The following is a 12624-nucleotide window of genomic DNA, read 5'->3' on the forward strand; positions in this document are numbered from 1 at the left end:
ACAGCTATCGGTATCAAGGCCTCAGCTTGGAATTCATGCAAAGTCGAAAGCCACCGTGTCTTACTAGAGAATTCCGCAGGGAGACATCGCGGATTGCGCGAAGCTTTGCGAACGGCCATGTCATCTGTCGATGACAATGCGAGAGCAGTTTCCACGCACTAGCGCCGCCTATCCCGAAGCGTTGGATTGGGATCAACCGTTCGATTGGACGGAGGCGAACAGCCGGGCAAGAGCTCTCACCCTTATCGTTATCCAGAGACAGCAAGCGGCGCTTGGTCACGTACAACTAATGGCATTTTGCGACGCAGTCGCCGATGACGTCGGCGATCTGGCGCCAAGAGATGAGATAAGCGTTCGCGCAGACACCATCGACGAATTCAGGATCCTTTTCGGCCTGCTCTCCATCGAGGCGACACTTGCGCTTGGAATGCATGGCGATTGCTACGGGTGGGTTATGTGGACGCTCGCACGAGGCTGCGACCGCCACGGCAGAGTGTTTGATGTCTATTGGTCGTTCTTCCCACCCGACTCATTGGCGGCTCCCGACTATCGCAACCTCAGCTTGCAGTACCTTCCTCGCTGGGTCGATGCGGTCTTCATATTGGCCAGGAAGTTCGGCGGTCTAGACGGCATCGCGACCGCTATTTCGGATCAGTGCTGGCGCGCATGCAATGATGCGCTCCTGCTCGGGGTGGATCCGGACGAATGCTTTGCTGGCCTTACCGCATTAGCCAACTGGGCGGTCAACTCCGGTGCCCCGCAAGCAGAGCACTGGGTACTGATTTTGATGGGCATGTGGGACAAACCGCTACCCGATCAGTCTCGCGCGCGCATCGGTATTCTAATGATTACTGAGGCAGACCGATACACGGGTCGCGATGTCCAATCTTGGGCGCTCGAACTGCTGGAGAATTGGCGTCCCCTTCTCACGGAGCATCTTCTTCTCCAAGTGCTCGCAGCGTCCGTGACCACACGAGAGGATTGGCTGTCCAAGCGCGATGAGGTGCTGCTGGCAGCATCGGAGTTGGCGCGGTTCTACCGCGAAAACGCAGCCAATCCCGCTAGCGCCCTACAGGCGCTGGAGAGCCGGGTCGGGATCATCCATCCGCTGTTCTATACGCTAACGGAGTACGGCACTGTCGATGACTTGCTCGATCTGCTGGGCGCTTGGTACGTGACACCAGACGGCAGAACTTGTGACGGGGACGTCCTGGTTGTGGCGACATCGCACCGTCATGGCGTTGGCTATCTCTGGCCTGGAGGTCGGTTAATAATTCGGCGGGAGGATAACCAAGGTAGCTTCGCCCGGATGATGGCAGCCGCCTCTTATGCGCAGCGTGATTTTCATCGCGTTGGTGGCGTCGGCGACCAGTTCCCTGCCATTGCATACGACCGGCTTGGTCAACCAGATGAGCAGGCCGCTGGGGAGTTCGGCGCAGCGGTTCGGGACCACTTTGAACCAGCACTGCTGAATGCTGAGTTGCCGGCCCGATCTGCGTCGCGATCATTACTGACGATCCCGGCTCTGCCCGTGCCGGTGGGCGCGTTGCTCGCCCTGGAGACCGAGGCGCCTATAGCGCAGGAGGTAAGCTTGCGACAGCCACTGCCCGAACGCACTATCCGACGCGTCGCTGTGTGGCCTGGCTCGACGATGCACGCGGGGTTTGAGGTCGAGGCGATCGAGCATGTCGCAGGCATAGCTGGATGGCAGCTCGACATCGGGACTGACGGCGATGATCCGGAAGCTTTCCTAAGGTTTTATAATTGCGCAGATGCAGACCTGCTGTGGGTAATCGGGCACGGCGAGCATTCGCCATATCGGTTGGAGGAAAGCGGTCTCGCGATCGGCGAGCGAATTATTACCGCCGACACTCTGACGCGCGATACTAACGCGGGAGACGAGCGCCGGTTGCTTGTCCTCAACGTCTGTAGTGGCGCAGCAACCCAGGTGCGCGGCGGCATGGCGAGAATCGGGCTTTCCCACGAGTTAACGACACCGGAGCAACAGGTGATTGCGCACCTTTGGCCAATCGGCATGTACGCTGGCCTCGCATTTGGAGCAAAGTTGGCACTCGAATTAGCCCATCGACCGGTAGCCGATGCCTATCGCGCGACAGTTCGGGGGCTCGCGCATCCTGTAGAGCTGTGCGACGAGCTTGTAGCCCGATTGGGCGGTGATCTTGGCATTCATGACCGTATTCGCCCTAACATCGCTCAGATTGGTAGCGTATTGTCGTGGGGGGCACCTGTTCTGTTGACGTGAGCGACGGTATTACCAAAGGCCATTCGATTGCGGCGTTGCACCAGATCACATTTCACGGATCAGAATGAGCTGTTACAATGCATCAAACATCGTAGGTTACGCCTTGGAAGATATTGAGGAGTTCAGCGACGACCGCCAGAAGGGTTGGTGCGTGCACTGCGGCGCGTCAATTACTGCTTCTTCCACCAACTGGGATCACGTTCCCACGAAGGGGCTACTTGACCGCCCATTGCCACCCCATGTCCCCCAGGTAGAGGTATGCTCAAGCTGCAATAATGGCTTCTCACTCGACGAAGAGTATTTCGTCACGTTTCTCAGTTGCGTGTTCTCGGGCTCGACTGATCCCGCTTCACAAATTTCTCCCAAAGTGCAGCGGGCGCTGGAGCGAAATCCTGCCCTCCGCGCCAGGCTGGCGGCTGCCCATAAAACGTACACCACGGTCGGCGGAGCCGCGAAATCGGTCTGGCAGCCTGAACTGGAGCGCATTCGTCGCATCGTGCTCAAGAATGCGCGGGGGCACGGATTCTATGAGTTCGGTGAGCCGATGCTGGAGGAGCCAGATTTCATCGCAGTGATGCCACTTCAGTCCCTGAATGACGAGCAACGAATAGATTTCGAAAATGTCGCAATGGACGTGTGGCCCGAAGTAGGAAGCCGGATGATGACAAGATTCATCACCGGTCAGGATATGCAGGGCGGGTGGGTCGTGGTCCAAGATGCCGTGTATCGCTACGCAGTGTTCCAGGAAGGAACCCTGACTGTCCGCTCAGTCATCCGCGAATACCTCGCGACGGAGGTCCGCTGGGACTAGCTAACGTCCATTTGGCGTCAAATCGGCAGTCCACAGCACCTGCCTATCGTCGCCCCTTCCCAAGACAATCTGCCATTTTAGGAAGCATGCCGTGAGATGCGGAGCACATGGAGGCAAGCCGTCAAGAATGACAAGTGGCGCGCTGCTGACGTGACGCGGACCTTCGAGGTTTACTCGGATCGCAAGTTGGTCCTCGCTCCTCACCATCGAACCTAGGGGTGTATGAAAGGCCTCTGCGTCGTGCAGGCTGGTTTCATCCAGCTCAATCTGAACCCCGGGGATGTGCAGACCCTTCCACGCGTCATTCTCCTCGCATTCGAAGGCTCTAAAATAACCCAGCTGGTCCAGTTCATCCAGACAGACTGCGAAGGGCTTACCGCCGCTCATTACGATCAGGCAGCGATGCTCGTAACGCGAGCGTGGCAGTACCAGGGTGATCTGACCAGCGGCAGAAATCGGAGCAGCAAAACATTGCGATGGATCTAGCATGATGGTCAGTCCTAGCGACGCTGCAGCGGCTCAATGAGCATGCCCCAATAGAGTTCAGCAGCACCTTCTTGAGAAAGCTTTTCATCGACACTGCGACGAAACGCCATGCCCATGGCTTTCAGGTAAAGCATCTGCTCGTCGGCCTCTACGTTCAGGTTCTCGTTGAACGAATTACTGTCGTTCGTCTCGTCCGCAGAATAAGCGATGCCACTGGCGAAGTGGGCGCCCCCCATGAACACAGTGCAGCGAGCGATGGCGCGCCCATCGAGGTAGATGGCGGCGCTGAAGCGGTTGGCATCGATGCGCCGGAACGCGCCTTCGATGCCTTTATTACGAGCCTGAAGTTCGACCAGCGACGCCTCGAAAAACCGCGCGATATAATTGAAGGTCTCATGCTGAAAGGCGTCCCGGTCGCGCTCCGTAAAGGTCTTGGCGATGCGCAGGTTGCTGGAACGCGGGGCCCAATTAGTTGCTCCTTCAGGCAGTGACTTCACCTCGAGCGGCGTTGGCACAGGCGTAGAACGCGGCTGGACTGTCCGCTGCAACTTTTCAGCGGCGGCCCGAATGGCTCTAGCGACTTCAAGGAATGCCGTGTCACGGTCTGGCCACTGGGTAACGGGTTTGCCGTCCGTGGGCGTGGCCAGTATCTTACCGAACGGAGTTCGATGCCATTCACAGGGCCGCAGAATTACCGGAATGACCACGGCCTTACCGGCTTCGTGTCTTTCCATGGCGCGCAGCATCTCGCGGTCGTAGCAGTAATCGGACGCCAGGAACGCTGGGCTGACCAGCAGCAGAATGATGTCAGCAGCTTCCAGATTCCCACTGATGGCGTGGTCGATGACCTCACCAGCGGTGATACGGCGGTCATGCCAAGTCGTGATGACCTGCTGGCGGCTTAGGATGGCGAGCTGCTGCTCCAACTGGTTGCGCAGCGTTTCGTCCTCGTGGGAATAGGAAAAGAAGACCGATAGCATCAGGCGGCCACCTTCGTTGCAAAGACGCAGGGCTCAGCGTCAGTCGGAGCGGCAAAGATGGGCCACCAGAAACGGTGCGCGGTCCAGCCAAGCTCTCTGCCGCCCTGCTGCTGAAGCAAGATGAGTGCGGGCTTGGACCTGGGTTCGTCGAGCACCTTGCGACGAAGGGCCGTACCGAGGATTGATCTGCCTGATTTGTCGCCCGATCCAGCCTTCGACAGCTTTCTTCCTGTCTCTGCCCATAGAAGGATTTTTCCATCACCGCTGGTGCCCGCATAGTAGTCGATGAGTGAGCGCATGGCGTTCCACTCGAACTTTACGGAATCGAATTCCATGCTGCCTTCAATGGCGTCAAGGATAGCGAACGCCATCTTGCGATCGACCTCAACAAATTCGTCTGTGTTGCGCCATTCCTGCTTGATTAGCGTCTCAAGCTTCGCCTGGATCGACGCCATGACGTTTCCGCCCTTAGTCTGGAAGTCGGTGGGTAGCAGCATGTCGCTCGGGGAGACGGCGACGACGTCGCTCAAGACGATCTTATTCGGCGCGCAGGGCCGCACTCGGCGCGCGGCGTCGGACTGAATGAACACCACGCCCGCATCGTGAGCGCCGGACTCAAAAGCCTTGCGCAGCGAGTTTTCGAGCGAGTTGATGGTGTAGAGCCGGTCGTAGACGGCGCGCGAGGTGTAGAACCGCGTCACTGCGAGGTCGCGAGGGTCCCTGTTTCCGTACATCCGTGAATGCTGAAGCACGGTGTCGGCCTGCATGGTCCTCGGATTGCGCCCATAATAGAACGCAATGAGGTTTGGGATGGTGATGCCCCGGTCGAGAATGTTGCCCCCAACCCAGATGTTGTAGGGCGTCCTGAGCTTCAATTCTGCGTTCGCGTCGAGCAAGGCCATGACGTCGGTGTCGGAATTGACCTTCTCGACCACAACATCATCGCATTGCAGCGCGTCGATGAAGGCGTCGAACGCTTCATCGCGCGGGGGCATCCGCCCCTTGTCGGCAAGCACGGATGCCTCAAGGTCATCGTAGGCCTCGTCGAATAAAGGCCTCAAGCGAGCGGGGGCATTTTCCGCCGCATCGACAATGGCGTTGAATATCCAGTCGATGACCTGGTCTTGCCAGGAATGCGCCGCGCGCTGGATGTCATTGTGGATGACCATGGCGTATTTCTTGGGGCGGAGTCCGGCTTCGCGCTGTTGCCACTGCCTCACGCCAACCGCGACCACGAAGGTCGTTATCGCGCGGCGCAACCCTTCCGTATTGTCGCTGTCGAGAACGTTGCCCTGATTGATGCGCCGCCTGTCCTGCTTGCGAAGCGCATCCTGTTCTTGCTCTGACACTTCGACGATGAGCTTGGTTCGAGGATCGTCCTCTTCGAAGGCACCAAAGTAGTGGTCGCCGCCGACATAGCCTGCGTGGATTGGTAGCAGCTCGGTAAACGCTGGGCGCTTGGGCTTAAAAACATAGCTTTCGCCACTGGACGTTTCTTCGTAACCCTCGGGCTGCAAATAAAGGGAATAGGGAGTGGCGGTCACCTGCAGGAAGGCGACGCCTTCACTCATTTCACGGAGCTGATCGATCTGGTCGGCAATCGTGCCCTGGCTGATGGTCGGCGCTCCCTTCTTCCGCACAAAGCGCACGCTGGCGAGGTCAGCCTCGTCATCGATGATCAAGACCTTGCGTTTCTGCAGACCTTCATGGTGTTGCATGAAGGCAATGAGGCGTTCCAGATTCTTCGCCTGCTTCTTTGCGACGATGACGATCTTGCGGCGCAGCTCGCTGCGAGTGAGCTTGCCGGGTAGGTTCATGATGTCGAGAACTAGGAATTCATCGTCGTCGATGAATTCTTCAAAGTCCGCGCCAAGCCGCCTCACCGTCTGAGCCGAAAGCGTCTTGGTCCCCTTGGTGAGCACCAGCGCGATGTCAAACCCACGGTCGAACGCCTTGGCTATCACGCCGACGAAACCGCGCGTTTTGCCGGATTGGATTTTACCAAGAAGCATGCCCGGCTTGCTGTTGCTGGTGCCCGCCGTCTCCAACTGGTCAACGATGTTCTCGATGCAGGCGGCAAGCTCATCATCGTCATTGCGGAAGCTTCTGAGGCGCGAATAATACGCCGAGCCATCCTTGAGCGCTCCCAGCTTTCGGTCGTTGCGCTTCAGCCAAGCACGAATCTGAGCTTTACGGAACACCGGCCCAGAAGCGAGTTCACTTAAGGGAAGTGGGAAGTCCGCAGCCCGTGTCCGCCAGTTCGTAACAGCTTGGCTCGACACGCCAGCCATTGCTGCGATCTCGCTAATTCCTACAAGTTCGTGATCCACGGGCGACATCCTTTGTGTACAAGATACACATCGTGTATGATATACACATGTGCGCTGTCAACACGCGTGATTTCACCCCCCCCGATATCACACTAGCAATTTCCCTGTTGGAGTTCATGGTTCGTTCTCATTTTGACCTTGCGGCGACATCACTTCTCGGCCAGTATCCCAGCATGAGGCTTACCCCAGAATGCCGCGTTTACGCGCCTACACGGAGCTTCGAGGGGATTTTCGATGCTTAGTTTCTACGAGTTCTTCGCAGGAGGCGGCATGGCCCGCCAAGGGCTAGGTGATGGGTGGCGATGCGTTTTCGCCAACGACTTCGATCATAAGAAGGGTATGAGCTACCAAGCGAATTGGGGCACGGACGGCGAGTTGCGCGTTGGTGACGTACGACAAGTTTGTGCGGCCGATTTGCCGGGGGTCGCGGATTTGGTGTGGGGATCGTTTCCCTGCCAAGATCTGTCTCTCGCCGGCGGTGGTGCCGGACTGAAGGGAGAACGATCTGGAACGTTCTATCCTTTTTGGGATGTCATCGACGGCCTGATCGCTGATGGTCGCGCCCCTAAATTGATTGCGTTGGAGAATGTCTGCGGAACACTCACGTCGCACGGCGGAAAGGATTTTGAAGCCATCTGCCGCACGTTCGCCAAGTCCGGCTATCGGTATGGCGCGCTGGTCATCAACGCCGCGTTGTTCGTGCCGCAATCCCGACCGCGTCTTTTTGTTATCGGCGTGCGTAACGATATTGCAATCGACCCAGCGCTGATTTCACCGGGGCCAATCGATCCATTCCACACTGCGGGGCTTTGTCGCGCCCTGAGCGGCGTCTCGACCGAAGCCCGAAAGCAGCTGATCTGGTGGAACTTGCCCACGCCTCCACACCGGAATTCGACGTTCGCAGACATCATCGAAGACATACCTAGTGGCGTCACCTGGCATACCCCGGCTGAGTCCAGGGCGCTGTTGAATATGATGTCGTCGATCAACAAAGCCAAAGTCGCCGCCGCCAAGCGCGCTAACCGGCGAATGGTAGGCGGTGTTTACAAGCGCACGCGCCTTGATGAGAATGGTGTCAAAGTGCAGCGCGCGGAAGTTAGGTTCGATGATGTGGCGGGCTGCCTCAGGACGCCAGCTGGCGGCTCGAGTCGCCAAACTATTCTCGTCATTGACGGTGACACAGTTCGTTCTCGCCTCATTTCGCCTCGGGAAACAGCGCGCTTGATGGGGCTACCTGACGAGTATCGCCTTCCGAAGAATTACAACGAGGCCTACCATCTGACTGGCGACGGCGTCGCGGTGCCGGTGGTAAGGCATCTCGCATGCCATCTGTTCGAGCCACTGCTTTTGCGCCGCGACCGACTCAATATGATTGCCGCCTGACACAGTATGTGAGAGCAAACTTAGGTTGTAGATTGAAGTCGACGGAAAATATGACAGTCATACCCTGTAGCCAGAATGCAGAGCTTCGCGAGATGATCGAAACCTATGCGGAGGTTTTGAAGACCGAAGCTCACAAGCTTGGCGCGCATGGCCTCAGCGAGCATGAATTCTACAATAGCGGGTTATTCCGAGGCGCGATCGAACGGGTGCGCGGGCAATTCTCCGCAACTATGAGTGAAAAGCGGCAGTTCGTGCGGCATATCCTCAATCATATGCAGGATCGCGAGCTGATTGTTGATTGGCAGTCCGCCGGCGAAGCTAATCGCCATGATTATTCAGTGAGCATGCCGTCCGGTCGTGTTGCAGTAATCGAGTCGAAGGGGTGCCTTGACGGCAATAACACCAACATCTTCGACCGTCCTCCTCAGGCGCAAGAGTTCATCGTATGGAGTGTCTGCACAAACCCAGGCGCAAACCCACGGCATAATGTATGGTCTGGAATACATACACGCCTTAGCGCAGAAATCATTTCACGACAGCAACGCGTGGACGGCGTGGTAGTTTGGGACATGGTGTGTGGAACACTTGGTCGCCCATGCCCAAAATTAGTAGGTGCGCCTGGGCGAGCGACTGAGATCGGGCCTTACTCGCTGCCGCCACCGTGTCTTTATGTATTTCCAGCAACGATACCTAGCCCGCGTAACAATCCGCATCCCCGTCCCCAGGCGCTCGGCGATGTCCAGTTTCTACAAGCTCTCCACGATTGCTTTGGCGGTCGCGATGAAGAGGTTAACTACGTCGATTTTCAGGTAGAGCACCGTGGCGCGGAGACGATGCGGACCACCCGCGTTAGTCGGGACGGTAGCATGGTTCAAGAGTCTGGCGCGACGGCCATACGCCGCACATGATTGAAGCTCCGTCTGAGCTGAGAAGCAGGACGATGCGGGCAGTGAATTGCCGGGACACCTCCCCGGAGCTCAAGTTGCGGAAGGCACTGTATGCCGCTGGCTACCGTTATCGGCTGTACCGAAAGGATTTACCTGGATCCCCTGACTTGGTTTTCGTCAGCCAAAAAGTTGTCGTCTTCGTGCACGGTTGTTTTTGGCATGGGCACACATGCAAGCGCGGAGCGCGAGTTCCCAAACCAACTCTGAATACTGGCGCAAGAAGACTGCCAGAAACGTGTCTCGCGACACCCGCGTGGTGTTTGATCTCAATGCCCATGGTTGGCGTGCCGAAATCGTTTGGGGATGCGAACTGAACAGCATGCAAGCCGTCCCCACCCATCTAACACCGGTGCTGGAAGGTGCCAAGAGATGCGTTAGGCGCGACCAGATATCATAGCCCGTTCAATAGCCGCACCGATCACCTCGGCCGCATCCAACAAGTGCGCATCCTCGAAGTGGGCGTACCGCGAAGTAGATTTGACCGTCGCATGGCCTAGCAGCCGACCGATCATTGGCAGGCTCTCCCGGCCCATCACAGCATGGCTGGCATAGGTGTGCCGCAAATCGTGCGGCCTGACGTCTTTAAGCTGAGCTTCGTGCCTGAATTTCGCCCACGGACTATGGATCGTCTGGATCGGCCGAAGGTAGCGCCAGTTCCAGAAGATCGAGGTATTCTTGCCGCAGCGCGGGACAGAGAGAATCGAATCGCGGGCCTCATCGCCAAGCCAGACGGTCTTGGGGCCGGTATTGCTGTCCCGAAGGTGAAGTCGGTGGCCTTTGACGTCTGACCATTGAAGAGACAGAATTTCACCGACCCGGCATCCAGTCAGAACGAGCAACAGAATCGCCGAGGCATAGGCCTGCTCTGTTCGGTCTTCACCCGCGCGTGCCCTGGCCAGCACAGCACCTAGTCGGGCCAATTCGTCGTCTGACAGGAAGCGATTGCGATGGTTCTTCCGGTTTTGGCGGATGCCATAGCAGGGGTTCGTATTCTCTACGCGATAGCCCCATTCCTCAGCCTTGTTCAGCGCTGCCCGCAAGATTTCCAGGCAACGGTTGGCTGCGCCGGGACCAGACCTGTCTGTCAACGCGACAAACCACTTCGTCACTTCGGCTTCGTTCAGGCTATCCACGGAAGCCTCCGGGAATGCCCCATCTATGTGGCAGCGACGGTAACCGGTGGCCGTTTCCCGCGTGGACGGCTTCCATTTGGGCGAAACGCGATCCCAGTATCTGCACGTTGGCAAGTGGTTTCGCCTCTAGGCGCTAACGAGAACACGATTCCGTATTCCAGAGTGCTGCGGGGCTCGCTGGGAGTCGGAAGGCCTGCATCACGAAAATCGTGAAGCCACGTCCCAGAATCGGGACGCCTATTCCCGAAAATCGTGATGCCGCGTCTTGGAAAGCGGGACGCCCAGTCCCGGAATCGCGGCAATTGGGAAGCCAATGCCGAGCGCATATAGAAAAATCAGACCGAAATCCGAAAAAACCCGAGACAACTAGACCTGAAAACTTGAGTTTCGTCTCGGAACATCAAATTCTCATCTGAGTGTCTAACAAGGCAACCATGCAGAGGCAGATCATGCAAATGCTTAGCCCCAAGGAACTGGCGCAACAGTCCGGATGGCCAGAAGGAAGGATACGGCGAATGATCAAAGCGCGCATGCTGCGGCACGTTCGCGCCGGCGGCCTGATCTTGTTGCCATCGGATGCTATTGTCGAATTTTGCAAGAACTTTGAGGTGCCGCCATGCCAAGACAATCCATCGGCCCCAGGCTCGTCCGTAGAAGGGGCAAGCCCAATTACTACGTCCGGTACATCGAACCAGAAACAGGCAGGCAGAAGGACGTATCAACAAACACTCGAGACAGCGAAGAAGCGCAAGAAATCCTCGAAGAATTCTTGAGAGATCGGCGTCTTTCAAGGAGCAGCCGGGCGTTGCCGCCGTACAGGGTGAAAATCGCTGAAGTTCTTGACGCACACCATGCGCGCCTTTCAAAAACGGAACGGGGAGACCGGTTTCTGTGCTCGATGCAGCACATCCTCGAATTCTGGAAGGATGCGTGCCTTGACGCGATCACGCCGGACGCCGTGCTCGATTACGAGACGCAGAACGTTCGCACAGATAAGAAGCCCGGTCGTGCTCGCGCGACGGTGCGTCGTGAGCTAAGCGACCTCAGGGCTGCCGTCAAAGCCGCAGCAGTCAACCACAAGGTTCACGCGATCGTTTTCCCTAAGCTTCCGCGCGATGGAGCACCGCGGGAGCGCTGGCTGAGGCGGGACGAGTTTGACCAGCTGTTTGCCGAGGCAGCCAATGAGTATCGTTCTGCCGAGCCACTCCAGCTGTTCCTAATGATTGCTTATTACACCGGCGCGCGCAGCGGGGCGATCATGGGCCTGCGTTGGTCGGACATCGATTTTGACCGGAACGTAGTCGATTACCGTCTGCCTGATCGCGGTGAAGTGACCGTCGACCACAAGCCGCGCGCGATAACGCCAATGGCGCCGCCGCTGCGAGCCTATCTGTTGCAGCGATACAAGGCTTACGAGACCGTCCCCGAGTTCGTGTTTCACCAGAAGCTCGACCACACGCGACGTGTCAATTCGGTGGTGAAGGGCTTTCGCGCTACGGTGGAGCGATGCGGCTTCAAGGATGTCACCCCGCACACGCTTCGCCACACGAGAGTGACAGAACTGCGGACAATGGGAATGCAACCTCATCAGGTGGACGCATTTTTGGCTATGACAGCTGAGACTCAGAACCGGGTCTATACTCACGCTGACGACGATGATCTTCAGGCCATGGCCATGCGGATTGCGTGAGTCGATCTACCTCGTTTCGTTCCTCAATCGCGACTTTGTCAGCGAGTGCGTTCTCCGGGAAGATGCACAGGGCCCCTGTTCCGCCATCGATCAATTTCGGGTATGGAAGGTGGTCAGGAGATGATGATGGCGACCCACACTTCGATGCTGCATGTCCGGATGGACTCTGAGTTGAAAGCGCAGGCTATTGAAGCCCTGAATGCAATGGGGCTTTCCACGTCAGACGCTGTCCGGCTGCTGTTTCACAGGATCGTAGCTGACCAGGCTTTCCCACTGGAATTGCGGGTGCCGGGCCGCGCAAGCCTGGAAGAGCAAGTGCCTGTCGATAAATGACCCTACCCAGCAGTCACCAATTGAGATACACAATTGGAACCAACGATCTTGGTACACATGAGTTCGCGTAACGATTGAAAGGTGCCGGCGAGAAGCGCCAAAATCCGTAGAAGTTCACAAAACGAGAGCAAGGAAAAATCCAATGATTCCATATAGATATGGAATCTGGGCGCCCTCCGAAGGCAGAGGTCACAGGTTCGAATCCTGTCGGGTGCGCCAAATTTTCCAAAAAGCGCAGTTCTCCGCCAAACCCGCAAAACCGTTGGGG

Annotated in this window: 12 protein-coding genes; 8 read left to right on the forward strand and 4 right to left on the reverse strand. The window is 57.4% G+C overall.

Translation table 11 applies throughout. From position 1 onward, the window contains the following. The first annotated feature begins 130 nt into the window (after positions 1-130). Complete coding sequence (locus CHX26_RS06320) at positions 131-2263, forward strand: CHAT domain-containing protein (protein ID WP_104941642.1); 2133 nt, start codon at positions 131-133, stop codon at positions 2261-2263. A 64-nt stretch (positions 2264-2327) separates the two neighbouring features. After that, positions 2328-3074, forward strand: coding sequence for a hypothetical protein (locus CHX26_RS06325; protein WP_104941643.1), 747 nt, complete (start codon positions 2328-2330; stop codon positions 3072-3074). Here CHX26_RS06325 and CHX26_RS15615 read toward each other — a convergent pair whose 3' ends face one another. The 3 genes from CHX26_RS15615 to CHX26_RS06340 are packed head-to-tail and all read right to left on the reverse strand — an operon-like array spanning position 3075 to position 6870. After that, complete coding sequence (locus CHX26_RS15615) at positions 3075-3563, reverse strand: hypothetical protein (protein WP_146107672.1); 489 nt, start codon at positions 3561-3563, stop codon at positions 3075-3077. 11 nt (positions 3564-3574) lie between these two features. Then, entirely contained in the window at positions 3575-4540 is a 966-nt protein-coding gene (locus CHX26_RS06335; protein WP_104941645.1) for a toll/interleukin-1 receptor domain-containing protein, read from the reverse strand. Beyond that, the gene (locus CHX26_RS06340) at positions 4540-6870 is read right to left on the reverse strand and encodes a Z1 domain-containing protein (RefSeq protein WP_172449729.1); all 2331 of its coding nucleotides are present in this window, start codon (positions 6868-6870) and stop codon (positions 4540-4542) included. The genes CHX26_RS06335 and CHX26_RS06340 overlap by 1 nt, the downstream gene beginning before the upstream one ends. Positions 6871-7104: 234 nt before the next feature. On the opposite strand from CHX26_RS06340, the gene CHX26_RS06345 reads away from it, so the two are divergent. From CHX26_RS06345 to CHX26_RS16265, 3 genes are read left to right on the forward strand one after another with little or no spacing between them, the layout of a single operon-like run. Then, positions 7105-8253, forward strand: coding sequence for a DNA cytosine methyltransferase (locus tag CHX26_RS06345; protein WP_104941647.1), 1149 nt, complete (start codon positions 7105-7107; stop codon positions 8251-8253). Between the two features lie 32 nt (positions 8254-8285). Then, positions 8286-9161, forward strand: a complete 876-nt coding sequence (locus CHX26_RS06350) for a hypothetical protein (protein ID WP_233997308.1) — start codon at positions 8286-8288, stop codon at positions 9159-9161. A gap of 32 nt (positions 9162-9193) precedes the next feature. After that, positions 9194-9514, forward strand: coding sequence for a hypothetical protein (locus CHX26_RS16265; RefSeq protein ID WP_442956926.1), 321 nt, complete (start codon positions 9194-9196; stop codon positions 9512-9514). A gap of 60 nt (positions 9515-9574) precedes the next feature. On the opposite strand, the gene CHX26_RS06360 is transcribed toward CHX26_RS16265, so the two are convergent. Further along, positions 9575-10333: a tyrosine-type recombinase/integrase gene (locus CHX26_RS06360; RefSeq protein ID WP_172449730.1), complete on the reverse strand. Its 759-nt coding sequence runs from the start codon at positions 10331-10333 to the stop codon at positions 9575-9577. A gap of 515 nt (positions 10334-10848) precedes the next feature. On the opposite strand from CHX26_RS06360, the gene CHX26_RS15860 reads away from it, so the two are divergent. The 3 genes from CHX26_RS15860 to CHX26_RS06370 all read left to right on the forward strand — a co-directional run bounded on the left by CHX26_RS15860 (position 10849) and on the right by CHX26_RS06370 (position 12356). Continuing rightward, complete coding sequence (locus CHX26_RS15860; RefSeq protein WP_172449613.1) at positions 10849-11106, forward strand: hypothetical protein; 258 nt, start codon at positions 10849-10851, stop codon at positions 11104-11106. A gap of 47 nt (positions 11107-11153) precedes the next feature. Then, complete coding sequence (locus tag CHX26_RS06365; protein ID WP_172449731.1) at positions 11154-12023, forward strand: tyrosine-type recombinase/integrase; 870 nt, start codon at positions 11154-11156, stop codon at positions 12021-12023. 120 nt (positions 12024-12143) lie between these two features. Next, positions 12144-12356, forward strand: a complete 213-nt coding sequence (locus CHX26_RS06370) for a type II toxin-antitoxin system RelB/DinJ family antitoxin (protein WP_233997309.1) — start codon at positions 12144-12146, stop codon at positions 12354-12356. Positions 12357-12624: the final 268 nt, after the last annotated feature.

The organism is Porphyrobacter sp. HT-58-2, assembly GCF_002952215.1.
Lineage (GTDB): Bacteria > Pseudomonadota > Alphaproteobacteria > Sphingomonadales > Sphingomonadaceae > Erythrobacter.